22 protein-coding genes and 1 pseudogene are annotated in these 25,711 nt (G+C 73.2%); 11 read left to right on the forward strand and 12 right to left on the reverse strand.

The window, feature by feature from the left end; all coding sequences use genetic code 11:
• Positions 1-668: 668 nt before the first annotated feature.
• Positions 669-1,433: pseudogene (locus AB0L89_RS03015) on the forward strand (ABC transporter ATP-binding protein); the annotation flags it as partial.
• A gap of 255 nt (positions 1,434-1,688) precedes the next feature.
• Here AB0L89_RS03015 and AB0L89_RS03020 read toward each other — a convergent pair.
• Both AB0L89_RS03020 and AB0L89_RS03025 read right to left on the reverse strand, forming a co-directional pair.
• Positions 1,689-2,297 (reverse strand): response regulator transcription factor, encoded by a 609-nt coding sequence (locus AB0L89_RS03020; protein WP_365133236.1) that lies wholly within the window; start codon positions 2,295-2,297, stop codon positions 1,689-1,691.
• Positions 2,298-2,456: 159 nt separating this feature from the next.
• Complete coding sequence (locus AB0L89_RS03025; RefSeq protein WP_365133239.1) at positions 2,457-3,101, reverse strand: TetR family transcriptional regulator; 645 nt, start codon at positions 3,099-3,101, stop codon at positions 2,457-2,459.
• 211 nt (positions 3,102-3,312) lie between these two features.
• Between AB0L89_RS03025 and AB0L89_RS03030 the strand changes: the two genes are divergently transcribed.
• From AB0L89_RS03030 to AB0L89_RS03040, 3 genes are read left to right on the forward strand one after another with little or no spacing between them, the layout of a single operon-like run.
• The gene (locus tag AB0L89_RS03030; RefSeq protein WP_365133242.1) at positions 3,313-4,725 is read left to right on the forward strand and encodes a glycosyltransferase family 4 protein; all 1,413 of its coding nucleotides are present in this window, start codon (positions 3,313-3,315) and stop codon (positions 4,723-4,725) included.
• On the forward strand, positions 4,719-5,483 hold the full coding sequence (locus AB0L89_RS03035) for a class I SAM-dependent methyltransferase (protein WP_365133245.1): 765 nt from the start codon (positions 4,719-4,721) through the stop codon (positions 5,481-5,483). The genes AB0L89_RS03030 and AB0L89_RS03035 overlap by 7 nt, the downstream gene beginning before the upstream one ends.
• Positions 5,480-6,562: a prenyltransferase gene (locus AB0L89_RS03040; RefSeq protein ID WP_365133248.1), complete on the forward strand. Its 1,083-nt coding sequence runs from the start codon at positions 5,480-5,482 to the stop codon at positions 6,560-6,562. The genes AB0L89_RS03035 and AB0L89_RS03040 overlap by 4 nt, the downstream gene beginning before the upstream one ends.
• On the opposite strand, the gene AB0L89_RS03045 is transcribed toward AB0L89_RS03040, so the two are convergent.
• Positions 6,556-6,855, reverse strand: coding sequence for a hypothetical protein (locus AB0L89_RS03045; protein ID WP_365133251.1), 300 nt, complete (start codon positions 6,853-6,855; stop codon positions 6,556-6,558). The genes AB0L89_RS03040 and AB0L89_RS03045 overlap by 7 nt on opposite strands.
• A 117-nt stretch (positions 6,856-6,972) precedes the next feature.
• Between AB0L89_RS03045 and AB0L89_RS03050 the strand changes: the two genes are divergently transcribed.
• Positions 6,973-7,518 (forward strand): hypothetical protein, encoded by a 546-nt coding sequence (locus AB0L89_RS03050; protein ID WP_365133254.1) that lies wholly within the window; start codon positions 6,973-6,975, stop codon positions 7,516-7,518.
• A 7-nt stretch (positions 7,519-7,525) separates the two neighbouring features.
• Here AB0L89_RS03050 and AB0L89_RS03055 read toward each other — a convergent pair whose 3' ends face one another.
• The 5 genes from AB0L89_RS03055 to AB0L89_RS03075 all read right to left on the reverse strand — a co-directional run bounded on the left by AB0L89_RS03055 (position 7,526) and on the right by AB0L89_RS03075 (position 13,287).
• Complete coding sequence (locus AB0L89_RS03055; RefSeq protein WP_365133257.1) at positions 7,526-8,536, reverse strand: LLM class F420-dependent oxidoreductase; 1,011 nt, start codon at positions 8,534-8,536, stop codon at positions 7,526-7,528.
• Positions 8,537-8,647: 111 nt separating this feature from the next.
• Positions 8,648-9,493, reverse strand: a complete 846-nt coding sequence (locus AB0L89_RS03060) for a hypothetical protein (RefSeq protein ID WP_365133260.1) — start codon at positions 9,491-9,493, stop codon at positions 8,648-8,650.
• A 182-nt stretch (positions 9,494-9,675) separates the two neighbouring features.
• On the reverse strand, positions 9,676-10,686 hold the full coding sequence (locus tag AB0L89_RS03065) for an N-acetylmuramoyl-L-alanine amidase (RefSeq protein WP_365133263.1): 1,011 nt from the start codon (positions 10,684-10,686) through the stop codon (positions 9,676-9,678).
• Positions 10,687-10,753: 67 nt separating this feature from the next.
• Positions 10,754-11,404: a class I SAM-dependent methyltransferase gene (locus AB0L89_RS03070; protein ID WP_365133266.1), complete on the reverse strand. Its 651-nt coding sequence runs from the start codon at positions 11,402-11,404 to the stop codon at positions 10,754-10,756.
• A gap of 149 nt (positions 11,405-11,553) precedes the next feature.
• Complete coding sequence (locus AB0L89_RS03075) at positions 11,554-13,287, reverse strand: MFS transporter (RefSeq protein WP_365133269.1); 1,734 nt, start codon at positions 13,285-13,287, stop codon at positions 11,554-11,556.
• A 361-nt stretch (positions 13,288-13,648) separates the two neighbouring features.
• Here AB0L89_RS03075 and AB0L89_RS03080 point away from each other — a divergent pair, with 361 nt between their 5' ends.
• The 3 genes from AB0L89_RS03080 (at position 13,649) to AB0L89_RS03090 (ending at position 18,614) form a co-directional block, all read left to right on the forward strand.
• Positions 13,649-15,820, forward strand: coding sequence for an acyl-CoA dehydrogenase (locus tag AB0L89_RS03080; RefSeq protein WP_365133272.1), 2,172 nt, complete (start codon positions 13,649-13,651; stop codon positions 15,818-15,820).
• Between the two features lie 10 nt (positions 15,821-15,830).
• Positions 15,831-17,018: a lipid-transfer protein gene (locus tag AB0L89_RS03085; RefSeq protein WP_365133275.1), complete on the forward strand. Its 1,188-nt coding sequence runs from the start codon at positions 15,831-15,833 to the stop codon at positions 17,016-17,018.
• Positions 17,019-17,171: 153 nt separating this feature from the next.
• The gene (locus AB0L89_RS03090) at positions 17,172-18,614 is read left to right on the forward strand and encodes an MFS transporter (RefSeq protein ID WP_365133278.1); all 1,443 of its coding nucleotides are present in this window, start codon (positions 17,172-17,174) and stop codon (positions 18,612-18,614) included.
• Positions 18,615-18,636: 22 nt separating this feature from the next.
• On the opposite strand, the gene AB0L89_RS03095 is transcribed toward AB0L89_RS03090, so the two are convergent.
• The 4 genes from AB0L89_RS03095 to AB0L89_RS03110 all read right to left on the reverse strand — a co-directional run bounded on the left by AB0L89_RS03095 (position 18,637) and on the right by AB0L89_RS03110 (position 22,318).
• Entirely contained in the window at positions 18,637-19,278 is a 642-nt protein-coding gene (locus AB0L89_RS03095; protein ID WP_365133281.1) for a response regulator transcription factor, read from the reverse strand.
• Between the two features lie 42 nt (positions 19,279-19,320).
• Positions 19,321-20,577: a sensor histidine kinase gene (locus AB0L89_RS03100; protein ID WP_365133284.1), complete on the reverse strand. Its 1,257-nt coding sequence runs from the start codon at positions 20,575-20,577 to the stop codon at positions 19,321-19,323.
• An 89-nt stretch (positions 20,578-20,666) separates the two neighbouring features.
• The gene (locus AB0L89_RS03105) at positions 20,667-21,383 is read right to left on the reverse strand and encodes an ABC transporter permease (protein ID WP_365133287.1); all 717 of its coding nucleotides are present in this window, start codon (positions 21,381-21,383) and stop codon (positions 20,667-20,669) included.
• 29 nt (positions 21,384-21,412) lie between these two features.
• Positions 21,413-22,318 carry an ABC transporter ATP-binding protein gene (locus AB0L89_RS03110; RefSeq protein ID WP_365133290.1) on the reverse strand — a complete coding sequence of 302 codons (906 nt, stop codon included), beginning with the start codon at positions 22,316-22,318 and terminating at the stop codon, positions 21,413-21,415.
• A gap of 280 nt (positions 22,319-22,598) precedes the next feature.
• Here AB0L89_RS03110 and AB0L89_RS03115 point away from each other — a divergent pair, with 280 nt between their 5' ends.
• The 3 genes from AB0L89_RS03115 (at position 22,599) to AB0L89_RS03125 (ending at position 25,587) form a co-directional block, all read left to right on the forward strand.
• Positions 22,599-23,453: a MaoC/PaaZ C-terminal domain-containing protein gene (locus AB0L89_RS03115; protein ID WP_365133293.1), complete on the forward strand. Its 855-nt coding sequence runs from the start codon at positions 22,599-22,601 to the stop codon at positions 23,451-23,453.
• Positions 23,454-23,526: 73 nt separating this feature from the next.
• The gene (locus AB0L89_RS03120; RefSeq protein ID WP_365133296.1) at positions 23,527-24,603 is read left to right on the forward strand and encodes a Zn-dependent alcohol dehydrogenase; all 1,077 of its coding nucleotides are present in this window, start codon (positions 23,527-23,529) and stop codon (positions 24,601-24,603) included.
• Positions 24,604-24,645: 42 nt separating this feature from the next.
• Entirely contained in the window at positions 24,646-25,587 is a 942-nt protein-coding gene (locus AB0L89_RS03125; protein WP_365133299.1) for a 3-oxoacyl-ACP reductase, read from the forward strand.
• Positions 25,588-25,711: the final 124 nt, after the last annotated feature.

The following is a 25,711-nucleotide window of genomic DNA, read 5'->3' on the forward strand; positions in this document are numbered from 1 at the left end:
TCCTGCGGTGCAGGTGGCCGGTCGTCGTGCGGCTGGCACTCTGGTCGGTCCTGGAGACCGGACAGACCTTCCTCACCGGGTACGCCCTCGCGCGGGCCCTGGACGACGGGTTCCTCAAGGGCGACCGGACGACCGGGCTCGGGTGGCTGGGCGCGGCGGCGCTCGGCGTGGTCGTCGCGGCGTACGGGACGGGGCGGGTGTACCGCGCGGTCGCCGACCTGGTGGAGCCGCTGCGGGACAGCCTGGTGCGGCAGGTCGTCGGGCGGGGGCTGCGGGAGCCGGACGGCGGTGCCGTGTCGCGGCTCACCCAGCAGGTCGAGATCGCCAGGGACACCTTCGCGGGCCTGATCATGGTCTCCCGCTCCTTCGTGTTCACCGCGGTGGGCGCGCTGGCCGGTCTGTTCTCCCTGGACCCGCTCCTCCTCCTGGTGGTCGCGCCGCCGCTGCTCGCGGGCATCGCGCTGTTCGCGGGATCGCTGCGCCCGCTGGCCCGGCGCCAGGAGCGGTTCCTGGTCGCGGACGAGGAGCTCGCGGCCCGGCTCGGCCTGGTCTGCCCGGGGCTCAGGGACGTCGCGGCGGCGGGCGCGGAAGAGGACGTGGCGAAGGACCTGGAGCGCGGGGTGGCGGCGGAGTACGCGGCGGCGGCCTCGCTGGCCCGCTGGGGCCTGATGCGCACGGCGGCCCTCACGACGGGCGGCCAGCTCCCGCTGGTCCTCCTCCTCGTCACGGCTCCCTGGCTGCTCGACCGGGGCGTCACCCCGGGCGCCCTGGTCGGCGCGATCGCCTACGTCACCCAGGCCCTGCTCCCCGCCCTCCACAACCTGGTCCACGGCCTCGGCACGAGCGGCGCCCGCCTGGCGATCGTCCTGCGCCGCGTGAGCTGGGACGGCCCCCCGGCCGCGCGGGACGCCGCCCCGGCCCCCGAACGGGACGCCCTGCCCACGGCCGGGCCACCGCCCGCCCTCCACCTCTCCCGCCTCACCTTCGCCTACGGCCCCCACGCCGAACCCGTCCTGAAGGAGCTGGGGCTCACCGTCGAGCGAGGGGAGCACCTCGCCGTCGTGGGGCCCAGCGGCATCGGCAAGTCGACCCTGGCGGCGATCGTCGCCGGGGTGCTGGAGCCCGACGCGGGGGAGGCGCGGGTCGACGGAAGGGGCGTGCGGGAGGCGGGGGCCGTGGCGCGACGTGTGCTGATACCTCAGGAGGCGTACGTCTTCAGCGCCTCGCTCGGCGACAACCTGCGGCATCTGCGGGCGGACCCCGTACCGGACAAGGACGTGCTCGCGGCGGCCGAGGCCGTCGGCCTCACCCCGCTCCTTCAGCGGCTCGGCGGCCTGGACGCACCGGTCGTACCCGGTGAACTCTCGGCCGGTGAGCGGCAGTTGATCGCCCTCACCCGCGCCTTCCTCGCCACCGCCCCGCTCGCGATCCTCGACGAGGCGACCTGCCATCTGGACCCGGTCGCGGAGGCCCGCGCCGAGCGGGCCTTCGCGGCCCGCCCGGGCGGCACCCTCGTGGTGATCGCCCACCGGGTCAGCTCCGCCCGCCGGGCCGGCCGCGTCCTGGTGATGGACGGGACGCACGCCCTGTGCGGCCGGCACGACGAGCTGATGGAGCGTTCGCCGCTCTACCGGGATCTCAACGGCGCGAGCGGCGACGGCGCCGACCGGGTCGGGCCGGGAGGCGGCTCACACCCAGCCCTCGCCCTGCGAGATCCGTATGGCGTCGATCCTGTTCCGCGCCCCGGTCTTCCGGGTGATCGCGGCCATGTAGTTGCGCACCGTTCCGTTGGACAGATGGAGGCTGTGCGCGATCTCGGCGATCGACGCGCCCCTCGCGGCGAGTGAGAGAACGCTCAACTCCCTCCGGGTGAGCGGCATCTGGGATGCCTTGAGGAAGCCGAAGCCCAGCGAGTCGTCGACGTACCGCTGGCCCGCGGCCACCTGCCTGATCCCGGCGAGCAGCCGCTCGGGCGGGCTCGCCTTGTCCACGTAGCCGAGCGCGTCCGCCTCCGCGGCCCGCCGCAGCAGCCCTGGCCGGTTCGAGGTGGCGAGCACCAGGACCCGGCAGGCCCTGCCGTGCGCCGACGGCCCGGTCAGCTCGGCCAGTGGCGTACGCGCGTAGCTCGACTCGTCGTCGAGATCCACTACACACAGATCGGGCCGTACGCTGCGTTGTCGGCCGTGGGCGTGCGACCACGGCGCATGGAACACCTCCAGATCCGGCTCACGGGCGAGTCGCTCCGCCAGAGCCAATCGCAGTAGACAGGCGTCGTGCACGAGAAGGACCCGGATCACGCTCTGCCCCTCCAGCTCCCCGCTGACCGGTTGCTCCGTTCAAGCACGAAGACCATTCATAGCGGTGAGTACCCCCGTCGTGACGCTGAGAACTGGCCAAGGGGGAGTCCGGGGGCGCATTTGCCATACGCTTGTGCGCCCCCTATGTCGCAGACAGCGCTACGACCTGCGGTGGAGCGCCTGCGCCCGCGCCGGTTGCGCCGTCAGATCGATGAGCCGGCACACCGTCTCGATGTCGATCTTCACCTGCGCGATCGACGCCCGCCCGGAAAGCCAGGTGATCAGGGCCGAGTGCCAGGTGTGCTCGATCACCCGCACCGCGGACAGCTGCTCCGCCGTCGGTGGCTGGTCCAGACCCATCGCGTCCAGGATGATCGCCGTCGTCAGCCGCGAGACCGTGTCCACCTCGGGGCTCACCGAGCGGTCCGCGAACGTCAGCGCCCGCACCATCGCGTCCGCCAGGTGCGGTTCGCGCTGCAGCGCCCTGAAGGCCCGCATCAGCGTCTCGGCGACCCGCTCGGCGGGCGTCTCGCCGCCCGGCGGACGCTTCCTGATCGTCGTGTGCATGTGCTGCAGCTGGTCCTGCATGGTGGCGACCAGCAGATGGACCTTGGAGGGGAAGTAGCGGTAGAGCGTGCCGAGGGCGACCCCGGCGGCCTCGGCCACCTCCCGCATCTGCACCGCGTCGAACCCGCCCCTGCTGGCGAGCTGCGCGCTGGCGTGCAGGATGCGGCGGCGGCGCGCCTCCTGCCGCTCGGTGAGGGGTGGCGCCGCCGGGCTCGCCGCCTTGGCTTCCGCTGTCATCCGATCCCCCTCCGAACGCCTCCCGAGATCGCACAGCATGGCAGGGAGCCCGCCGTGGCGCGAATCACCTGATCCGGGCCTTACAGCTCGCCTACCTGCCGGTAGATTCAGAGCTTGTTCAGCGATCATTCGGCGATCAAGTCTGAAACTTGTTCTAGATTACCGTCCCGGCGTAACCTCGCGGACAACCGCAGGGAGAAGGGGGCCGAGAGTGACCGCTGAGGCCATGGAAGCGGGCCCCCGCAAGGGCTCCGCCACCGACGGCGACCGTCCGTTGCGCATCGCTCTCCTCACGTACAAAGGGAACCCGTTCTGCGGGGGACAGGGCGTGTACGTACGCCATCTCTCGCGCGAGCTGGCCCGCCTCGGCCACAGCGTCGAAGTGATCGGCGCGCAGCCCTACCCCGTCCTCGACGAGGGCGAGGGGCTCGAAGGCCTCAGGCTCACCGAGCTGCCGAGCCTGGACCTCTACCGCTCGCCGGACCCCTTCCGCACGCCGAAGCGCGACGAGTACCGCGACTGGGTCGACGCCCTCGAAGTGGCGACGATGTGGACCGGCGGCTTCCCCGAGCCCGCCACGTTCAGCCTGCGGGCCCGGCGCCATCTGCGCGCCCGGCGCGGCGACTTCGACGTCGTGCACGACAACCAGACCCTCGGCTACGGCCTGTTGGGCGACCTCGGCGCGCCCCTGGTCACCACCATCCACCACCCCATCACCGTCGACCGGCAGCTGGAGCTGGACGCCGCGCCCGACTGGAAGCGCCGCGCCTCCGTCCGCCGCTGGTACGCCTTCACGCGCATGCAGAAGCGCGTCGCGCGCCGCCTCCCCTCGGTCCTCACCGTCTCCGGCACCTCCCGCCAGGAGATCGTCGACCACCTCGGCGTGCGCGAGGACCGCATCGACGTCGTCCACATCGGCGCCGACACCGACCTCTTCTCGCCCGATCCGTCCGTCGCCGAGGTGCCGGGCCGGATCGTGACCACGTCCAGCGCCGACGTACCGCTCAAGGGCCTGATCCACCTCGTCGAGGCGCTCGCCAAGGTGCGCACCGAGCACCCCGGCGCCCACCTCGTCGTCGTCGGCAAGCGCGCCGAGGACGGCCCGGTCGCCCAGGCCATCGAGCGGTACGGCCTCAAGGGCTCCGTGGAGTTCGTCAAGGGCATCACCGACGCCGAGCTCGTCGACCTCGTCCGCTCGGCCCAGATCGCCTGCGTCCCCTCGCTGTACGAGGGGTTCTCGCTGCCCGCCGCGGAGGCGATGGCCACCGGTACGCCGCTGCTCGCGACCACCGGCGGCGCGATCCCGGAGGTCGCGGGGCCGGACGGCGAGACCTGCCTCGCGGTGCCGCCGGGCGACGCGGGGGCGCTGGCCCTCGGCCTGGAGCGGCTGCTCGGCGACGCCGGGCTGCGGGCCAGGCTCGGCGCGGCCGGGCGGGCCCGGGTGCTCGACAGGTTCACCTGGGCCCGCGCCGCCCAGGGCACCGCGGAGCTGTACCGCGCGGCGATCGACGGCTCCGCGGGGCGCGGCGCCGCACGGGCCGTCGCGCGCGGCCACGCGCTCCCCGCGGCCGAGGCCGCCCCCGAAGTTGCAGGACCTCACCACGAAAGCAGGGCCACGTGCTGACCGTCGACTTCACCCGCTTCCCGCTCGCCGCAGGCGACCGCGTCCTGGACCTGGGCTGCGGCGCGGGCCGGCACGCCTTCGAGTGCTACCGGCGCGGCGCGCAGGTGGTGGCCCTCGACCAGAACGCCGAGGAGATCCGCGAGGTCGCCAAGTGGTTCGCCGCCATGAAGGAGGCGGGTGAGGCCCCCGCGGGCGCGACGGCCACCGCGATGGAGGGCGACGCGCTCAACCTCCCCTTTCCCGACGCCTCGTTCGACGTCGTGATCATCTCCGAGGTCATGGAGCACATACCGGACGACAAGGGCGTGCTCGCCGAGATGGTCCGGGTGCTCAAGCCGGGCGGCCGCATCGCGGTGACCGTCCCGCGCTACGGCCCGGAGAAGGTCTGCTGGGCGCTGAGCGACGCGTACCACGAGGTCGAGGGCGGCCATATCCGCATCTACAAGGCGGACGAACTCCTCGCCAAGATGCGGGAGTCGGGCCTCAAGCCGTACGGCACGCACCACGCGCACGCGCTGCACTCGCCGTACTGGTGGCTCAAGTGCGCCTTCGGCGTCGACAACGACAAGGCGCTGCCGGTCCGGGCGTACCACAAGCTCCTGGTCTGGGACATCATGAAGAAGCCGCTGGCCACCAGGGTCGCCGAGCAGCTGCTCAACCCCGTCGTCGGCAAGAGCTTCGTGGCCTACGCGACGAAGCCGCACCTGCCGACGGACGCGGCCGACGCCACCGCCGACGCCGCGGCGGCCGCCAAGTGACGAGCCCGGAGCGGACCGAACACCTCGTCCTGCCCGGCGTCCTGACGGCCGATCAGGCCGCCGCGACGGTACGGGGCATCCTCGCCGTCCAGCGCGCGGACGGCGCGATCCCGTGGTTCCGCGGCCACCACCTGGACCCGTGGGACCACACCGAGGCCGCCATGGCCCTGGACGCGGCGGGCGAGCACGCGGCCGCCGGGCGCGCCTACGACTGGCTGGCCCGCCACCAGAACCCGGACGGCTCCTGGTACGCGGCGTACGCCGACGGGGACGCCCACGACGTCACGGACCGCGGCAAGGAGTCCAACTTCTGCGCCTACGTCGCCGTGGGCGCCTGGCACCACTACCTCGCCACCGGCGACGAGGCCTTCCTCGACCGCATGTGGCCGGTCGTCGTGGCCGCCGTCGAGTTCGTCCTCGCGCTCCAGCGGCCGGGCGGGCAGATCGGCTGGAAGCGGGAGGCGGACGGCGCGGCCGTCACGGACGCGCTGCTGACCGGCTCCTCCTCGATCCACCAGGCGCTGCGCTGCGCGCTCGCCATCGCCGAACAGCGCGAAGAGCCGCAGCCGGACTGGGAGTTGGCCGCGGGCGCCCTCGGGCACGCGATCCGCCGTCACCCCGAGCGCTTCCTCGACAAGGGCCGCTACTCGATGGACTGGTACTACCCGGTCCTCGGCGGCGCGCTCACCGGAGCCGACGCCAAGTCCCGCATCGAGGAGGGCTGGGACCGCTTCGTCGTGCCCGGCCTCGGGGTGCGCTGCGTGGTGCCCAACCCCTGGGTCACCGGCGGCGAGAGCGCCGAACTCGCCCTGGCCCTGTGGGCGTCGGGCGAGTCCGACCGCGCGCTGGAGATCCTCCAGTCCATCCAGCACCTGCGCGACCCGGAGTCGGGCCTGTACTGGACGGGGTACGTCTTCGACGACGAGGCCGTCTGGCCCGAGGAGCTCACCACCTGGACGGCGGGCTCCCTGCTGCTCGCGGTGGCGGCCCTCGGCGGCGACGAGGCGACCTGCTCGGTGTTCTCCGGCGAGGGCCTGCCCGCGGGCCTGGACCCGGAGTGCTGCGGAACGGCTCAGTAGCGGCGCAGGCGTCCCGCCACCATGTGCCCGACCAGCAGGTACACGACCGCCGCCAGGCCGTAGCCCGCGACGACCCGCGCCCAGGCGTCGTCGAAGGTGAACAGGTCATGGGACCAGCCGGCCAGCCACCGGGCCGTGCCGTGCACGAACCGTACGAGGTCGTTGGCGCGGTTGGCGTCCAGCAGGTACATCAGGATCCACAGGCCGATGACGAAGGCCAGGACGTCCGCGACGATCACGATGATCTTCGCTGCCTCGGTGGTGCCACGGGTGTGCCGGGTTCTGGGAGACATGGAGTGCGGGTACCGCGCTCGCGCCGGTTGAAACCCGGACGGGCCTGTCCGGGTGGCGGCGCCCGGCGGCCGGGGTGAGGCTGCGGTGAGGACCGCTCACCCCAGGAGGCAGCTGCCGTGCCCAGCCCCGTAACCGTCCGCCGTGCCGGAGTCTCCCTCACGCTGTGCTGCACGCTCCTCGTGGGCGCGACCGCCTGCAACGACGACGACAAGGACAGCGCGGCGACGCCGAGCGGCACCAGCTCCGCCGAGAAGCAGAAGTTCGCCAAGACCCGCTTCGTCGCCAACGCGGGGCTCGCCGCGGGGGCGACGTACCAGTGGATCGTGAAGCCGTTCCGCGCGGGCACGTTCAAGAGCGGCGCGGACGGCCGGAAGTTCGCCCTGGTCAAGGCGGGCCTGGCGGGCGCGTTCACGTACAACAGGCTGAAGGCGGCGCTGAAGAACGCGCAGGGCGACCCGACCCTCGCCAAGGCCGTGGCGCCGCTGAGCGCCGGCATCGACGCGCTCAAGGACCTGCCGTCCAAGCTCCGCAAGGGCGAGGGCACGGACTCGATCGTGAACTCCTTCGACGGCATCATCAATGACGTCAAGGACGCCGGGAAGAGCGCGGGCGCGGAGGTCAAGGACAAGGTGCCCTCGGCGGGCGAGCTCACCAAGGGCTAGGCGGCCACTAGGAGTTGAGCTCCGCGAGGGTCCGCAGGGTGTGCGGGTCGGGGGCCAGTACGAGCAGGTCCGTCACCGGGCCCGCGCGCCACAGCTCCAGGCGCTCCGCGATGCGTTCGCGCGGGCCGATCAGCGAGATCTCGTCGGCGAAGGCGTCGGGCACGGCGAGCACGGCTTCCTCCCTGCGCCCCGCGAGGAACAGCTCCTGGACGCGCCGGGCCTCGGCCTCGTACCCCATGCGCGCCATCAGGTCGGCGTGGAAGTTGCGGGCGGAGTGCCCCATGCCGCCGATGTAGAAGCCGAGCATGGCCTTGACCGGCAGCAGCCCCTCGCTGACGTCGTCGCAGACCTTGGCGCGGGCCATCGGCGCGATCAGGAAGTCCTTCTTCAGGTCGCCCAGCGAGGCCTCGTACACATCGGTCCGGGCCGGCGACCAGTACAGCGGCAGCCAGCCGTCGGCGATGCGGGTGGTCTGCGCGATGTTCTTGGGGCCCTCGGCGCCGAGCAGGACCGGCAGGTCCGCGCGGAGCGGGTGGGTGATCGGCTTGAGCGCCTTGCCGAGGCCCGTGCCGTCCTCGCCGCCGTAGGGGTGGGCGTGGAAGCGGCCCGCCAGCTCCACCGGGCCCTCGCGCCGCAGCACCTGGCGGATCACGTCGACGTACTCGCGCGTCGCGGTCAGCGGCGAGCGCGGGAAGGGCCGCCCGTACCAGCCCTCCACCACCTGCGGCCCGGAAAGACCGAGCCCCAGCATCATCCGCCCGCCCGACAGATGGTCGAGGGTGAGGGCGTGCATGGCGGTGGTGACGGGGGAGCGGGCGGCCATCTGCACGACGGCCGTGCCCAGCTTGATCCGTGAGGTCTGCGCGGCGATCCAGGTCAGCGGAGTGAAGGCGTCCGAGCCCCAGGCCTCGGCGGTCCACACGGAGTCGTAGCCGAGCCGCTCGGCCTCCTGGGCGAGGGCGACGTGGCCGGGGTCGGGGCCGCGCCCCCAGTAGCCGAGTGCGAGCCCGAGTCGCATGCGCCCTCCCAGTACTGTTTCTGACGAGCCGTCAGTTCACTCTCGGGGGGCGACTGTACGACAACGGCCCCCCGCCCGGAAGGGCGAGGGGCCGCGAGGTGTCGGCGACGATCAGCCGCGCTGGATCCCCGTGGTGTCCTGCAGGACGCCGCGACGGCCGTCCTGCGTCTGGGCCACCAGGCCGGGGCCGCGCTGCTCGACGGCCAAGTACCAGGTGCCGGGCGCCAGTTCGGCGATCGGCGTCGGCGAGCCGTCCTCCGCGTACAGCGGACGCGGCACCGGCACGGCGAACCAGAACGGCGAGAAGTCACCGGCCGGCTGCGCCTGCGCGGGCGGCGGGGTCTGGCCCTGCGGCTGACCGCCGAAGGACTGGCCGCCCTGCGGCTGCCCCGGCTGCGCGCCGTACGGCTGGCCCTGCTGCGGCTGGGCGCCCGGGTAGCCGTAGCCGCCCTGGGGCTGGCCGCCGTAGGGCTGCGGGGTGACCGGACGCGGGGCGCCCATGAGCGGGGCCTTCAGCGCGGGGACGATGTTCGTGGCCACCGCGGCGGCGGCGAGCACCAGTGCGGCGATCATGCCGAGGATGAGGCCGACACCGGCGTCGATCTTGGAACCGCCGGGCGCGCCGTCGAAGAGGAAGCCGTAGGACTGGTCGGCGTCGAAGATCGCGCCGAGCGAGCTCCAGGCGGCGGCGATGGTGAAGGCCACACCGAGCTGACCGAGGTCCAGGCCGACGACCTTGAGCGGCTGCGGCATGGCGCGGGCCACGACGACGAGCGCCGCACCGATGATGCCGAGCAGGTACACGCTGAGCAGCAGGTTGCCGTTTTCCCAGGCGTTCGGCAGCTTGGAGCTGTCGCCGCCGTCGGCGTCAAGGGTGTCGAGGAACGAAGCGATGAAGAGCAACACCGCTGCTCCGATCACCACGCCGTCGCCTCGAGTGAGGGAGCGGAAATTCACTTCAGGTCCTTCGTCAGTCGTCTCGTCAGTGGAGGCGTCGCTGTCGCCGTAGTCGCGTTCGTGTCGCGGTGCGCGAAGCGCGGGGGTGGCCCCTCATCGTAGGGAGGACAATATCCTCCGGACGTGTGGGGTGTCTGCTCGGGATAAAGACGTCCACGCTTCGGGACGAGGACGTTCACGCTCTACCCCCGCAGGAACCCGATGATTCCCGACGAAATGCCCTGGGCCGCCTTCTGCCGCCACGCGCCGCTCGTCAGGAGCGCCTCGTCCTTGGCGTCCCGCATGTTGCCGCACTCGATGAACACCTTGGGGACGGTGGAGAGATTGAGTCCGCCGAGGTCCTTGCGGGTGTCGAGGCCGGTGCCGCCGCCGATGTAGTTGGAGGGGGCGCTGCCGGTGGCGCGCACGAACTCGCCCGCGATCCGCTCGCCCAACTCCTTGGAGGGGGCGACGATCGCGGAGGTGTCGGCGGCGCCGGACGTCACCTTCGCGGGCATGATCACGTGGAAGCCGCGGTTGCCCGCGCCCGAGCCGTCGGCGTGCACGGAGACCACCGCGTCGGCGTGCGCCTTGTTGCCGATGGCGGCGCGCTCGTCGACGCACGGGCCCCAGGGGCGGTCGCCGTCCTGGGTCAACTTCACCGTGGCGCCCTGCTTCTGGAGCAGCGTGCGCAGCCGGTGGGCGACGTCCAGGGTGAAGGTGGCCTCGGTGTAGCCGTTGTTGGTGGACGTGCCCGTGGTGTCGCACTCCTTGCGGTTCGTCCCGATGTTCACCAGGCGATTGATCTCCGCCGTGTGCCGGAAGTTGCCCGCGTTGTGGCCGGGGTCGATCACGACGACCTTGCCCTTGAGCGGGCCGTTGGGGGCGGGCTTGCCGGCGGGCGGCTTCGTAGTCGAATCGTTGCCGTCGCCGCCCTCGCCCTTGCCGTCCTTGTCCTTTTCCTGCCCCTTGTCCGGCTTGTCGCTCACCGTGGGGGAGGGGGAGTCGGACGGCGTGCCCGGGTCGGCGGGTGCGCTCGGGGAGGCGGGCAGCGATCGTGCGGGTTCGTTCCCGCCGGGGCCGCTCGTCGCCTGGTACACGAGCCAGCCGGCCAGACAGGTCGGCACCAGCGCGGCCGCGGCCACCGTCAGCGGACGGCCGAAGCGGCGCCGGGGCGGCTGGGAGGGATCGAATTCCGGACCTACGTACGACACGAGGGCGAGCCTATCCGCGAGGTCGGCTCCCCGCTGTGGTTGAGGGCGGATCCTGCTCCGGCCGGGGTCAGATTCCGCTTCCCGTCCGCCGCAGCACGCGCAGCGAGTCCACCGCCGAGACCTCCGTGAACGCGCCGGACTCCAGGGCCCTGAGGTACACGCGGTACGGCGCCTGCCCGGTCATGATGTCGACCGGGTCCGGGAACACGTCGTGGATGACGAGCAGCCCGCCCTCGGCGACGTGCGGCGCCCAGCCCTCGTAGTCGGCCGTGGCGTGCTCGTCGGTGTGGCCGCCGTCGATGAAGACGAGGCCGAGCGGGCCGCCCCATACCTTCGCCACCTGCGGCGAGCGGCCCACGACCGCGATCACGTGGTCCTCCAGGCCCGCCTTGTGCAGGGTGCGCCGGAAGGCGGGCAGCGTGTCCATCCGCCCGACCTCGGGGTCCACGGTCTCGGGGTCGTGGTACTCCCAGCCCGGCTGCTGCTCCTCGCTGCCGCGGTGGTGGTCGACGGTGATCGCGCTCACCCCGGCCTGCCGGGCCGCGTCGGCGAGCAGGACCGTGGAGCGCCCGCAGTACGTGCCGACCTCCAGGAGCGGCAGTCCGAGCGCGGCGGCCTCGGTCGCCGCCGCGTACAGCGCGAGCCCCTCGCCGCGTGGCATGAAGCCCTTGGCGGCCTCGAAGGCGGCGAGAATCTCCGGCTTGGGCTCGGCGGCCATGGGCTTCCTCCAGGTCGTGCGTACGGGGCGTACGTATATGTCGTGCGTACGCGTCGTACGTATGTAGGGGGCGTACGTGTGTATGGGCGCCCCATGATGCACCGCACCCCCGCCACGGGCGTGACGGGGGTGCGGGGACGGGCCGTGGCTCAGGCCGGGACGTCGCTGTCGCGCGGCAGGGAGAGGTCCAGCTCGACGGGGCGGTCCGCGCCGGGGTGGGCCGCCGCCGAGGCCAGCGGGCCGTGGCCGGCGGCGCGCACCGCGAGGACGTACGAGCCGTCGCCGGGCACCGCCAGTTCGTAGCGCCCGCCCTCGTCGGTGAGGGCCGCGCCCGCCTGGCGTCCGCCGCGGTCGATCAGCGTCACCTTCGCGCGGGCGACGGGCGTCCCGTCGGCGTCCCGCACCTGGCCGTGGAAGCCGGCGAGCGCCTTGACGGCGCGCTCCAGGTTGGCGTCCTCCTCGCTGCTGGCGCGCAGCTGCGTGTGGGCGGGGCGGCGCGCGGAGGGCAGCAGGAGGGCGAAGAGCAGGCCGACGGCGACGGCGCCGGTGGCGATGAGGAACGAGACGCGGAAGCCGTGCATGGTCGGGACGGCGACGGCGCCGACGTGGTCCGCGGTGTTGGCGAGGACCATGCCGATGACGGCGCTCGACACGGAGGTGCCGATCGAGCGCATCAGGGTGTTGAGGCCGTTGGCCGCGCCGGTCTCGGACGGGTCGACCGAGCCGATGATGAGCGCGGGCAGCGAGGAGTAGGCGAGACCGATGCCCGCGCCGAGGACCACCGCGATGATCACGGTCTGCCAGGCGGCGCTCATCAGGCCGAGGCCCGCGCCGTAGCCGACGGCGATGATCAGCATGCCGAGGATGAGGGTCACCTTCGGGCCGTACTTCGCCGACAGGCGGGCGTAGACGGGGGCGGTGAACATCATCGTCAGGCCGAGCGGCATCACGCACAGGCCGGCGACGACCATCGACTGGCCGAGGCCGTAGCCGGTGGCGGTGGGCAGCTGGAGCAGCTGCGGCAGGACGAGCGAGACGGCGTAGAAGGCGACGCCGACCATGATCGAGGCGAGGTTGGTGAAGAGCACCGAGCGGCGGGCCGTGGTGCGCAGGTCCACCAGCGGCGCCTTCATGCGCAGCTCCATGACGCCCCACAGGACGAGGACGACGGCCGCGGCGGCGAACAGGCCGAGCGTGGTGCCCGAGCCCCAGCCCCAGTCGCTGCCCTTGGTGATCGGCAGCAGGAACAGGACGAGCCCCGCGGAGAGGCCGAGGGCGCCGATCACGTCGAAGGTGCCCTCGGCGCGGACCGGGCTCTCCGGTACGAAGGCGAGGGTCAGGAGCATGGAGAGGACGCCGAGGCCCGCGGCGCCGAAGAACAGGGCGTGCCAGTCGGCGTGCTGGGCGGTGAGCGCGGCGAGCGGCAGGGCGAGGCCGCCGCCGACGCCTATGGAGGAGCTCATCAGGGCCATCGCCGAGCCGAGCTTCTCGCGGGGCAGCTCGTCGCGCATCAGGCCGATGCCGAGCGGGATGGCGCCCATGGCGAAGCCCTGGAGCGCGCGGCCCACGATCATCACGACGAGGTCGTCGGTGAAGCCGCAGATCAGCGAGCCGACGACCATCACGGCGAGGCTGGTGAGCAGCATCTTGCGCTTGCCGTAGAGGTCGCCGAGGCGGCCCATGATCGGCGTGGAGACGGCGCCCGCGAGCAGGGTGGACGTCATGACCCAGGTGGCGTCGGACGGCGCGGTGTCCAGCAGCGTCGGCAGGTCCTTGATGACCGGCACGAGCAGGGTCTGCATCACCGCGACGACGATGCCGGAGAAGGCGAGTACGGGGACGACTCCGCGGGTGCCGCGTGAAGGGGTCGTCGTCATCGACATTGCGTGGGGCCTCCGGGGCGGAAGGTCGGGCTCGGCAGGAGCACGGGGGGTCGGCAGGAGTACGTGTAGCTCGAACCTGTTTCCCCGGGCGACTATTCCGACGGATGTCGTACGAGGGGAAGTCTTGACCCGCTGTTAACCGATTCATCGACCGGGGCGCCGGGCGCGGGCGCCGGGGCACGGGCCGTCCGCGGGGGCGCGTGGCGGGCGGGGCCGGAGGGGTGTGCGCCGGTCGTCCCGGAGGTCCGCGCCCGGCCGGTCGGGGGGCTCGTGCCAAGACGGCCCGCATCTGACCTTCCGTCAGATTGGAACGTGTTCTACTCTGTCGCCGTCCCGGCAGCTGCTACCGGCGAGGATGCGCATGGGGATCGGAATCACGCGGGAACAAGGGGAGTTGGCCTCGGCCGTGCGCGGCTGGATCGAGCGCGCCGTGCCCCCCGAGGAGATACGCAAGCTGCTCGACGGGCCACCACCCGGCGGCGGCCGCCCCGCCCACTGGGACGGCCTCGCCGGGCAGGGGCTGCTCGGCGCGCACCTGCCCGAGGAGTGCGGCGGCGGGGGCGGCGACCTCGTCGACCTCGCGGTCGTCCTGGAGGAGGCGGCCCGCGCCGCGCTCCCCGGACCGCTCGCGGCGAGCTCCCTCGCCTCGCTGGTGCTGCGCCACGCGGGCGCCCACGCGCTCGCCGCCGACCTCGCGGGCGGCACCCGCATCGGCGCCGTCGCCCTGGACGCGGGCACGCTCACCGCCGTCGCCGTCCCCGACGGACACGTCCTCGACGGCACCGCCCCGCCCGTCCTGTCCGGCGGCGAGGCGGACCTGCTGATCCTGGCCGCCACCTCCGCCGCGGGCCCGGTGTGGCTCGCCGTCGACGCGGCCGAACTGACCGTCCGTACCCACGAGAGCGCCGACCCGACCCGGCCCACCGCCGAGGTCACCGCGCGGGCCGCGCACGTCCCCGCCGCCCGGGTGCTCGCCGTGGACACCGCGGCCGTACGCGACCTGGCCGCCGTCGTCCTGGCCGCCGACGCGTGCGGCACCGCGGCGTGGGCCCTGCACACCGCGGCCGAACACGCCAAGGTGCGCGAGCAGTTCGGGCGGCCCATCGGACAGTTCCAGGGCGTCAAGCACCTCTGCGCCGACATGCTCGTCCGCCTCGAACAGGCCCGCGCCCTGGCCTGGGACGCGGCCCGCGCGGCCGACGCGCCCGCGGACGTGCGGGGGCTCACCACCGCGCTCGCCGCGAGCACCGCTCTGGACGCCGCCCACTCCTGCGCCAAGGACTGCGTGCAGATTCTCGGCGGCATCGGCTTCACCTGGGAGCACGACGCCCATCTGTATCTGCGCAGGGCCGTCGTGGCGCGGCAGCTGCTCGGCGCGGGCGACACGCACCGGCTGCGCGCCGTGCGCCTCGCCGAGTCCGGCGCCCGGCGCGAACTGCGCCTGGAACTCCCCGCGGAGGCCGAGGCCCACCGCGCACCGGCCCGCGAGGCGATCGACCGGGCCCGCGGCCTCGACCCGGCCGCCGCCCGCAAGGCCCTCGCGCCCACCGGATACGCGGCCCCGCACCTGCCCGCGCCCCACGGCCTGGGTGCGGGGCCCGTCCAACAACTCGTCGTCCAGGAGGAGTTGACGGCCGCCGGGGTCAGGCTCGCGGAGCTGGGCATCGCCACCTGGGTGGTCCCGTCCCTCCTCGCGTACGGCACGCCCGCGCAGCGCGAGCGCTACCTCGCGCCCACCCTGCGCGGCGAACTCCTGTGGTGCCAGCTCTTCAGCGAGCCGGGCGCGGGCTCCGACCTCGCCTCGCTGCGCACGCGCGCCGAGCGCGTCGAGGGAGGCTGGCGCGTCAACGGCCAGAAGGTCTGGACGAGCGGGGCCCAGTGGGCGGACCACGGCATCCTGCTCGCGCGGACGAACCCCGAGGCGCCCAAGCACAAGGGCCTGACGTACTTCGTCGTCGACATGAGGGCCGCCGCCGGGGCGGGCGGCCTCGACATCCGCCCCCTCAAGGAGATCACCGGCGACTCCCTCTTCAACGAGGTGTACTTCGACGACGTGTTCCTGCCCGAGGACGCGGTCGTCGGGCAGGTCGACGACGGCTGGCGGGTGGCCCGCGACACCCTCGGCAGCGAACGCGTCCACATGGCCGACCAGTTGACCTTCGACACCGGTCTCGAAGCGCTGATCGCGCGCGCCGGCGATCTCGACGGCGCCTACCGGGCCCGCGTCGGCGCGCTCGCCGCCGAGGCCCACGCCCTCGCCTGCATCGGGCTGCGCACCACGATCCGGCAGGTCGCGGGCGCGGAGCCGGGCGCCGGTGCCTCCGTACGCAAACTCGTCCAGACCCCGCACCAGCAGAAGGTCGCCGAGCTGGCCCTGGAACTCCTCGGCCCGGCGGGCGCGGTGCGCGAGGGCGCCGCGGAGCGCGCGCTGCACGGCTTCCTCATGGCGCGCTGCCTGACCATCGCGGGCGGCACCACCCAGGTCCAGCTCAACGTCGTCGCCGAGCGGATCCTCGGCCTGCCCCGTGACTGAAGGGACCCTCATGAAGGCGTACATCGTCGGCGTCGGGATGACGAAGTTCGAGAAGCCCGAGACGCGTGACTGGCAGTACTGGGACATGGCGAAGGAGGCGGGCACCAAGGCGCTCGCGGACGCCGGGATCTCCTACGAGCAGGTCGAGCAGGTTCCCGTCGGCTACTGCTTCCAGGCCTCGACGGCCGGGCAGCGCGCCGTCTACGAACTCGGCCTGACCGGGGTCCCCGTCTACAACGTCAACAACAACTGCGCGACCGCCTCGACCGCGCTGATGATGGCGCGGCAGTTCGTCGAGGGGGGCGTCAGCGACTGCGTGCTCGCGCTCGGCTTCGAGAAGATGGCGCGCGGCGCGCTCGGCGGCGGTGGTGACGGCGGCGACTTCAAGACGTCCCCGGTCGCCCGGCACTACGGGATCATGGCCGCGCGCCACGGCTTCGAGATGACCCCGCCCACCGCGCAGATCTTCGGCAACGCCGCCCGCGAGCACATGGAGCGGCACGGCACGACCGAGGCGCAGCTCGCGGCGGTGGGCGCCAAGAACCACCGGCACTCCACGAACAACCCCTACGCGCAGTTCCAGGACGCGTACACCGTCGACGAGATCCTCGCCGCCAAGACCATCCACCGCCCCCTCACCAAGCTCCAGTGCTCGCCGACCTCGGACGGCTCGGCGGCGGCGGTCGTCGTCTCCGAACGGTTCGTGGAGCGGCACGGCCTCGGGGAGCGCGCCGTGGAGATCGCCGCCCAGGCCATGACCACCGACACCGGCGAGTCCTTCGACTCCGGGTCGTGCATCGACGCCGTCGGGCAGCCCATGTCGCGGGCGGCGGCGCGCCAGGTGTACGAGCGGGCGGGGCTCGGCATCGAGGACGTCGACGTCGTCGAGCTGCACGACTGCTTCTCCATCAACGAACTCCTCACCTACGAGGCGCTCGGCATGTGCGCGGCGGGGGAGTCCGGCAAGCTCGTCGAGAGCGGCGCGACGACGTACGGCGGCCGCTGGGTGGTGAACCCCTCCGGGGGCCTCATCTCCAAGGGCCATCCGCTCGGCGCGACCGGTATCGCGCAGGTCGCCGAGCTGACCTGGCAGCTGCGCGGGGAGGCGGCGGCACGGCAGGTGACGGGGGCGCGGGTGGGGCTCGCGCACAACATCGGGCTGGGCGGGGCGGCGGTGGTGACGATGCTGCGGCGGTAGCCGGGGTAGGCGGGCGGCGCGGACAGCGCGGACGGTGCTCGCGGGGTGGACGGTGCTCGCGGGGTGGGCGGCGAGACCTAGGCCTCTCGCCCGAGGACCCCTGCAGCGAATTTCCGATGCAGGCCGCGAGTGGACCTTGAGAGGATGGACGTCATGGTCCAGACGCCCTCCACCACTTACACGGCCGCAACCGGCACCTCCCCGACCAGGAAGTCCGCCCCCTTGTGGGCGGTGCTCCTCGCGGCCTGCGCGGGCCAGTTCCTCGTCGTCCTCGACGTCTCCGTGGTGAACACCGCGCTGCCGTCGATGCGGGCCGACCTCGGCATGAGCGCCATCGGCCTCCAGTGGGTCGTCAACGCCTACTCCATAGCCTTCGCCGGCTTCATGCTGCTCGGCGGCCGGGCCGGCGACCTCTTCGGACGCAAGCGGATGTTCCTCGTCGGGCTCGGCCTGTTCACCGCGGCCTCCCTCGGCGGCGGCCTCGCCCAGGCCGAGTGGCAGCTCCTGGCGGCGCGCGCCCTGCAGGGCCTCGGCGCCGCGATCCTCGCGCCGTCCACCCTGACGATCCTCACCTCGGCGGTGCCCGAGGGCGCGGCGCGGGTGCGGGCGATCGGCGTCTGGTCGGCGGTGGGCGCGGGCGGCGGCGCGGCCGGCGGCCTGGTCGGCGGGCTCCTCACCGACCTGCTCTCCTGGCGCTGGGTGCTCCTCATCAACGTGCCGATCGGCGCCCTGGTGATCGTCGCGGGCCTGGCCTGGCTCACCGAGGGCCGGTCGGGCGCCGCACGCCGCCTCGACGTGCCGGGCGCGGTGCTCGTGACGGCGGGCCTCGCCACCCTCGCGTACGGCATCGTGCAGACCGAGGAGAAGGGCTGGACGGCGGCCGCGACGCTGGTGCCGCTGGTGGCGGGCCTCGCGCTCCTCGCGGTCTTCCTCGTGGTGGAGGCGCGCACGAAGGTGCCGCTGATGCCGCTGAAGCTGTTCAAGGTGCGGACCGTGTCGGCCGCGAACGCCGCGATGTTCGTGTGCGGTGCCGGCATGTTCGCCATGTGGATGTTCATGACGCTGTACGCGCAGAACGTCCTCGGCTACTCCCCGCTGAAGGCGGGCCTCGCCCTCATGCCGTCCTCGCTCACCATCGTCGCCGGCTCGATGATCGCGCCGCGCCTGATGCCGGTGCTCGGCGCGAAGAACGTCTCCGTGGTCGGCATCGTCGTGGCCGCCGCGGGCTTCGGCTGGCAGTCGACGATGACGGTCGACGGCGGGTACGTCACCTCGATCATGCTCCCCGGCATCGTGATGATGTTCGGCGCGGGCCTGGCGACGACCCCGCTCGCCTCGCTGGCCACGTCGGGCGCGCAGCCGGGCGACGCGGGCCTGGTCTCGGGCCTGGTCAACACCTCCCGCACGATGGGCGGCGCGCTCGGCCTCTCGGTCCTCTCCACGGTGGCCGCCGCCCAGACCGGCGGCTCGGCCTCCCGCCAGGCCCTGACCGACGGCTACGCGATGGCGTTCCGCACGAGCGGCTTCATCCTGCTGGCGGGCGTGGTGGTCCTGCTCCTGTGGATGCCGAGGCAGCGGACGTCCGCGCGGGGCTGAGCCGGGGCCCACGGGGCGGGGGTCACAGCCACCCCCGCTGCCGGGCCTCCCGCACCGCCTCCATCCGGTTGCGCGTGCCCGTCTTCCCGATGGCCGCCGACAGGTAGTTCCGCACGGTCGACTCCGACAGGTGCAGCTTGCCCGCGATGTCGGCGACCGTCGCGCCGTCCACGGAGGCCTTCAGGACGTCGGCCTCGCGGCCCGTCAGCGGGCTCGGCCCCGCGCTCAGCGCGGCCGCGGCGAGCGCCGGGTCGATGACCGTCTCGCCCCGCAGCGCCCGGCGGATCGCCTCGGCGAGGTCCTCGACCGGGCCGTCCTTGACCAGGAAGCCGACCGCGCCCGCCTCCATGGCGCGGCGCAGATAGCCGGGCCTGCCGAAGGTGGTGAGGATGAGGACCCGGCAGTCGGGGCACTCCTCGCGCAGATCGGCCGCGGCGTCCAGACCGCTGCGGCCCGGCAGTTCGATGTCGAGCAGCGCCACGTCCGGCCGCGCGGTCAGCGCCGCCCCGACGATCTCGTCCCCCGCGCCGACCTGCGCGACGACCTCGATGTCCTCCTCCATCCCGAGCAACAGGGCGAGCGCGCCCCGCATCATGCCCTGGTCCTCGGCGAGGAGAACTCTCACGGACTTCACTGGGCGGCGTTCTTGGGGCATCTCATCCACGGGGTCAGAGTACGTCCGGGGCCGGGGCGTGGCGGTCCGTCCTCAGCCGGCGCGCTCCGCCGGGGCGGGGCCGGTCGTGGGGAGTTCGTCGGGGTCGGGGGTCGGCAGGGTCGCGGTGACCTGGAAGCCGGTGCGGGAGCCCGGGCCCGAGGTGAGGGAGCCGCCCGCCGCAGCGAGGCGTTCGGCCAGGCCCTTCAGACCGCTGCCGGGCATCCCCGAGCCCACCCCGCGCCCGTCGTCCGTGACCACCAGACGGGTCTGTCCCGCGGTGCCGGTCACCTCGATCTCGCAGTGCGTGGCGCCGGAGTGGCGGACCACGTTCGTGGCGGCCTCGCGGACCACCCAGCCGAGCAGCGCCGCGGTCTGCGGGTCCAGCGGCGGTCCCGCCTGGCGGACGACGGCGTCGATGCCCGCGGCCCCCAGCAGGTCGCGGGCGCGGTCGAGTTCGGTGGCGAGGCTGCCCTCGCGGTAGCCGGTGACGGCCTCGCGGATCTCGGTGAGCGCCTGACGGCCCACGGACTCGATGTCGGCGACCTGGCCGAGCGCCGCGTCCAGGTCGCGCGGGGCCAGCCTGCGGGTGGCCTCGGCCTTCACCACGATCACGGAGAGGGTGTGGCCGAGCAGGTCGTGCAGGTCGCGGGAGAAGCGGAGACGTTCCTTCTCCACGGCGGTGCGGGCCAGCTCCTCGCGGGTCTCGCGCAGTTCGCGGACCGCCTCGGACAGGGAGAGGATCGCGGCCGTCACCATCGTGGACAGGAACGTGCCGTACGCGACGTTCACCCCGCTCCAGCCGTCCCTGAGCCCGCCGATGACGCCCGCGAGCGCGCTCAGGCCCAGACCGAGCCGCCCGAGGTGGCGCCCGCGCACGATCGCGCCCACGGCGAGGCCGAGCAGCGGGAAGAAGAGCAGCCAGCTGCCGCCGTAGCCCGCGGCGAGCCCGACCGTCAGGAGGCCCAGCAGGACCAGGGCGATCCGCGTGGCCGGGGCCTCGCGCGTGTACTTGTTGAAGGCGCGGAACGCCAGGAAGACGTACAGGGAGTTGAAGGCGAGGAGCCCGATGCTCGCGATCCAGGGGTTGGCGGTCTTGCCCTGGAGCAGGTGGGAGAGGGAGCCCAGGCCCATCAGGAGCCAGGGCAGGAGCGCGAAGCCGGTGGGCGGCGGACCGTACCGCTCGACGTTCTTCCCGCTCCCGCGGCCCTCCACCCAGTCGGCCTTGACCCGCTTCTGCTCGCTCCGCCACCCGCGGTGTGCGGCGGTGAGGTCGTGCATCCGGCAGTTGACCCTGTGCTTCCAGGACATGTCCGTGTTCCCCGTCCTTCGTGTCCCGCGGCCGTCCCCGGTGCGACGCGGCCGTGCGGCCCCGGCGTGCGGCGTCGGCGTACCGGGTGTCATGCGGTCCGCGCGGCCCGCCGGTAAGAGAACACAGCGTACGAACCGAAGGCCAGCAGCCAGCAGAGCAGGACCGCCACGGTGGCCGCGCCGGGTGCGCCGTGCTCGGTCACCGAGACCCCGAGGTCCGCGAACCGGTGCGTGGGCGTGTAGCCGGCGAGGGCGCGCAGCCAGCCGGGGAACAGCTCGATCGGGAACCACAGGCCGCCGAGCACCGAGAGCCCGAGGTAGCAGGCGACGTTCACGACGCCGGTCGACTGGGCGGTCAGGCGGTAGCCGTTGCCGAGCCCGAGCAGGGTGAAGGGGAGCGAGCCGAGCCACAGCAGCAGCGCGGCCGCGGCCCACTGCCAGGCGTCCATGCGGACGCCGTTGGCCAGGCCGCCCGCGGCGAACACCGCGAGGATCGAGGGGAGCACCGTCACCGAACCGTTCAGCGCCCGGCCGAGGACGACCTCGCGGGGCCGCATCGGCGTGACCCTGAGCTGGCGCAGCCAGCCGATGGACTTGTCCTCGGCGACACCGGTGCCGGTGTTCATCGCCGCGCCCAGCGCGCCGTACGCGGCCATGCCGATCATCGACTGGGCCTTCCAGGAGCCGTCGTTCTCACCGAGGTTGGTGAACAGCAGGTACATGATGACCGGCATCGCGACCGCGGAGATCACATAGCCGGGGTCGCGCAGGGTCCGGCGGACTTCGAGACGGAGGTAGGCGAGCATCAGGGGACTCCAGAGCGGTGGGGAGGGGTTCAGGCGGCGGTGGCGGAGGTGAGCGCGAGGAACGCGTCGTCGAGGGAGGCGGGCGCGACCTCCAGGCCGCGGACCGCGCCGAGCGAGGCGAGCGCGAGGACGGTCGCGTCGGAGTCCTCCGTACGCAGCCGGGCCCGGTCGCCCCGCACCTCCAGGGAGAGCACGCCGGGCAGCGTGGTGAGCCCGTCCGTGCCGCGGGCCGCCAGGTCGAAGGAGACGAGGCTGCCGCCCGCGGCCCGCCGCAGCTCGTCCCCGGTGCCGTCGGCGACGATCCGGCCCCGGTCGATCACCAGGATCCGGTCGGCGTGCGCGTCGGCCTCCTCCAGGTAGTGGGTGGAGAACAGGACGGAGTGGCCACGCCGCGCGTAGGAGCGCATCGAGGCCCAGAAGGCCTGCCGGGCCTCGACGTCGAGGGCGGCGGTCGGCTCGTCGAGCACGAGCAGCGCCGGTGCCCCGACGAGCGCCACGGCGAAGCGCACGCGCTGCGCCTGGCCCCCGGACAGCCTGTCCACGCGCCGCCCGGCGAGCGCGGCGATGCCCGCGAGCTCCAGTGCCCGTTCGACGGGCATCGGCTCCGGGTAGGTCTGCGCGACGAAGGAGACCAGCTCGCGGACGGTGACGCGCGGCACCTGGCGGCTCTCCTGGAGCATCGCGCCGACCCGCCCGGCGGCCACGGCCCGCTCCGGCTCCTGCCCGAAGAGCCGCACGGTGCCCTCGTCGGGGGTGTCGAGGCCCAGCAGCAGGGACAGGGTGGTGGACTTCCCGGCGCCGTTGCGGCCGAGCAGTGCGACGGTCTCGCCGCGCCGGATCTCCAGGTCCACGCCGTCCACGGCCCGCACGGGACCGAAGGTCTTCACGGCTTGGGTGAAGCTCACTGCGGGCCCGTCCTGCGATGTCTTCTTCATGGGGAAGACGCTACGAACGGGCGGGTGCCCGGCGGCAGATGCGCCTGTACGGACTCGGCCGGTACAAATGTCACCGATGGAGATCTGACGTGCTGTCAGGAGTCTTCACAACCACCATGGCCTCGGCTATACATGGGTTCGCCGGACTGGAACGCGTTCTAGAACGGGGCCTGATCGGGCCCGGTCGCGGACCGCTCCACCGGCCCTGATGCGACCTCGGTGCGGCCGACGGTGCGGACGGCCGCACCGAGGTCTTTGACGACCAAGGAGCTGCCACCCCATGCCCATCGACGCCGCGAAGGCCCTGGCCGCCGAACCCCGGTCCGCCGAGATCGCCTGGGACCACAAGGACGTCCAGCTCTACCACCTGGGACTCGGCGCCGGACGGCCCGCCACGGACCCCGACGAACTGCGCTACACCCTGGAGTCGAAGCTCCACGTCCTGCCCAGCTTCGCCACCGTCGCGGGCGCGGGCATGGGTGTCGTCGGCGGCCTCTCCGCGCCCGGCATCGAGGTGAACCTCGCCGCCGTCCTGCACGGCGGCCAGTCCATCACCCTGCACCGCCCGATCCCCGTCAAGGGCCGGGCCGTGACCACCTCCGAGGTCGCCGCGGTGTACGACAAGGGCAAGGCCGCCATCCTTGTGCTGCGCTCCGAAGTCGCCGACGACGAGGGCCCGTTGTGGACGAGCGACGCCCAGATCTTCGTGCGCGGCGAGGGCGGCTTCGGCGGCGACCGCGGCCCCTCCACCCGCCTGCCCGCCCCCGAGGGCGACCCCGACCTGGAGGTCGAGCGGCCCGTCCGTGAGGACCAGGCGCTGCTCTACCGCCTCTCCGGCGACTGGAACCCCCTGCACGCCGACCCCGAGTTCGCCAAGCTCGCCGGCTTCGACAAGCCGATCCTGCACGGCCTGTGCACCTACGGCATGACGCTCAAGGCCGTCGTGGACACCCTGCTCGACGGCGACGTGTCCCGGGTGCGCGGCTACAGCACCCGCTTCGCCGGCGTCGTCTTCCCCGGCGAGACCCTGCGGATCCGCATGTGGCGCACCGAGGGCCGGATCCGGGCGGCCGTGACGGCGGCCGAGCGGGACGACGCGCCGGTGCTCGCCGACACCGTCGTCGACCACGCGTGACCACCCGGTCGTCGGCCGCGCGGGACCGTCGGCCGCCGACCATCCGTGACCAGCCAGTGAGGGGAGTCGCACCATGCGCGCAGCCGTACTGCACGAGATAGGCCAGGACAAGCTGGAGGTCCTCGACGACATCGAGGCCGTCGGGTTCGGGCCCGGCAAGGTGAAGATCCGTGTCCGGGCCACCGGCCTGTGCCACTCCGACGTCTCGGCGATGAACGGCGTGCTCCCGCAGCCCGCCCCCTTCATCCCCGGCCACGAGGGCGCCGGCGAGATCATCGACGTCGGCGACGGCGTGAGCGGCCTCGCCCCCGGCGACCGCGTCCTGCTCTGCTGGCTGCCCGCGTGCGGCACCTGTCCCGCCTGCAAGCGCGGCCAGACCCAGCTGTGCCTGGCCGGGTTCATGAACGCGGGCACCCCCAACTTCAAGCGCTCCGGCGGTGACGTCTTCGGCTTCGCGGGCACCGGCACCTTCACCGAGGAGGTCGTCGTGGACGCCGGGTGCGCCGTGCCGATCCCCGACGACGTGCCCTTCGACATCGCCGCGCTGATCGGCTGCGGCGTGACGACGGGCCTCGGCGCCGCCGTCAACACCGCGGACGTCGCGGCCGGTTCGTCCGTCGCCGTCATCGGCTGCGGCGGCGTCGGCATCTCCGCGATCCAGGGCGCCCGGCTCAAGGGCGCCGCGCAGATCGTCGCCGTCGACCCGGTCGCCTCCCGCCGCGAGGCGGCGCTGAAGTTCGGCGCCACCGAGGCGGTCGCGCCCGACGAACTGGCCGACGCCAAACAGCGGATCACCGCGGGCGAGGGCTTCGACTACGTCTTCGAGGTCGTCGGCAAGTCCGCCACGGCCCGCACGGCGTACGAGACGACGCGCCGCGGCGGCACCCTCGTGGTCGTCGGCGCGGGCGCCATGGACGACCACCTCCAGCTCAACATGTTCGAGCTGTTCTTCGACGAGAAGCGGATCCTGCCGTCCATGTACGGCGGCGGCGACGTCCTCACCTCCTACGAGCGGGCCATCGCGCTGTGGCGGGCGGGCCGCATCGACCTGGAGAGCCTGATCACCCACCGCGTACCGCTCGGCGAGATCAACGAGGCGCTGGACCAGATGCGCACGGGCGTGGCCCTGCGCACCTGCATCGAGATCTGACCCGCCCCTGCCCCCGCAGGGCGTTGCGTTGAAGGGACTTTGATGTCACTGCCACTTGAGGGTCTGTCCGCGATCGTCACCGGCGCGGGCCGCGGACTCGGCCGCGCGGAGGCCCTGGAACTGGCCCGGCTCGGCGCGAGCGTCGTCGTCAACGACTTCGGGCAGCCCGGCCGCGACGGCTCGGGCGAGGCCTCGGCGGCGCCCGCCGAGGAGGTCGCCGCCGAGATCCGCACCGCGGGCGGGCAGGCCGTCGCCCACACCGGCGACGTGGCCGACCACGACCAGGCGCGCGCACTGGTCCGGACGGCGACCGACACGTACGGAAAGCTCGACATCCTGGTCAACAACGCGGGCATCCTGCGGGACCGGATGATCTTCTCGATGAGCGAGGGCGAGTGGGACACGGTCATCCGCGTCCACCTCAAGGGCCACTTCAACACGACCCACTTCGCCGCCGCCCACTGGCGCGAGCGCTCCAAGGCGGAGGGCGGCCCGGTGTACGGCCGGATCGTCAACACCTCCTCGGAGGCCTACCTCGCCGGGTCCGCGGGCCAGCCCAACTACGCGGCGGCCAAGGGCGGCATCGTCGGCCTGACGACGTCGACGGCCCTCGCGCTCGCCAAGTACGGCGTGACCGCCAACGCCATCTGCCCGCGCGCGCGGACCCGGATGACCGAGGACGTCTTCGCCGGCTTCCAGGAGCCGGGGGCGGGCCAGCTGGACCCGCTGGCGCCCGAGCACGTCTCGCCGCTGGTGGGGTACCTCGCCTCGCCCGCCGCCGCCAGGGTCAACGGCCAGCTGCTCGTCGTGCACGGCGGCATGGTCGCGATCGTCGAACGCCCCAGGGTGGCCGCCAAGTTCGACTCGGCGAAGGACGCGTTCACCTTCGACGAGCTGGACGAGGCGCTCTCCCCGTACTACGCGGACCGCCCGCCGAACGAGACGTTCGCCGCGGCGGAGGTCCTCGGCCTCAAGAAGGGCTAGGCGCGCTCGCGGCTCGCGGCCCGAGGTGGGCGGCTCGCAGAAAAGTCCCGCCCGCATACCGCTTTGGGCGGCATACGGGCGGGACTTCTCCGTCATCCGATGGAGCGCTCGTCCATCCGATGGA

The sequence above is a fragment of the Streptomyces sp. NPDC052114 genome, assembly GCF_040680155.1.
Taxonomy (GTDB): Bacteria; Actinomycetota; Actinomycetes; order Streptomycetales; family Streptomycetaceae; genus Streptomyces.

Bases quoted from the DNA above. Each gene is read 5' to 3' on its own strand.
- AB0L89_RS03125 (WP_365133299.1), top strand. From the start codon at position 24,646: ATGTCACTGCCACTTGAGGGTCTGTCCGCGATCGTCACCGGCGCGGGC.
- AB0L89_RS03100 (WP_365133284.1), bottom strand. From the start codon at position 20,577: ATGTCCTGGAAGCACAGGGTCAACTGCCGGATGCACGACCTCACCGCC.
- AB0L89_RS03070 (WP_365133266.1), bottom strand. From the start codon at position 11,404: ATGGCCGCCGAGCCCAAGCCGGAGATTCTCGCCGCCTTCGAGGCCGCC.
- AB0L89_RS03055 (WP_365133257.1), bottom strand. From the start codon at position 8,536: ATGCGACTCGGGCTCGCACTCGGCTACTGGGGGCGCGGCCCCGACCCC.
- AB0L89_RS03090 (WP_365133278.1), top strand. From the start codon at position 17,172: ATGGTCCAGACGCCCTCCACCACTTACACGGCCGCAACCGGCACCTCC.
- AB0L89_RS03025 (WP_365133239.1), bottom strand. From the start codon at position 3,101: ATGACAGCGGAAGCCAAGGCGGCGAGCCCGGCGGCGCCACCCCTCACC.
- AB0L89_RS03075 (WP_365133269.1), bottom strand. From the start codon at position 13,287: ATGTCGATGACGACGACCCCTTCACGCGGCACCCGCGGAGTCGTCCCC.
- AB0L89_RS03085 (WP_365133275.1), top strand. From the start codon at position 15,831: ATGAAGGCGTACATCGTCGGCGTCGGGATGACGAAGTTCGAGAAGCCC.
- AB0L89_RS03080 (WP_365133272.1), top strand. From the start codon at position 13,649: ATGGGGATCGGAATCACGCGGGAACAAGGGGAGTTGGCCTCGGCCGTG.
- AB0L89_RS03110 (WP_365133290.1), bottom strand. From the start codon at position 22,318: ATGAAGAAGACATCGCAGGACGGGCCCGCAGTGAGCTTCACCCAAGCC.
- AB0L89_RS03120 (WP_365133296.1), top strand. From the start codon at position 23,527: ATGCGCGCAGCCGTACTGCACGAGATAGGCCAGGACAAGCTGGAGGTC.
- AB0L89_RS03105 (WP_365133287.1), bottom strand. From the start codon at position 21,383: ATGCTCGCCTACCTCCGTCTCGAAGTCCGCCGGACCCTGCGCGACCCC.
- AB0L89_RS03115 (WP_365133293.1), top strand. From the start codon at position 22,599: ATGCCCATCGACGCCGCGAAGGCCCTGGCCGCCGAACCCCGGTCCGCC.
- AB0L89_RS03045 (WP_365133251.1), bottom strand. From the start codon at position 6,855: ATGTCTCCCAGAACCCGGCACACCCGTGGCACCACCGAGGCAGCGAAG.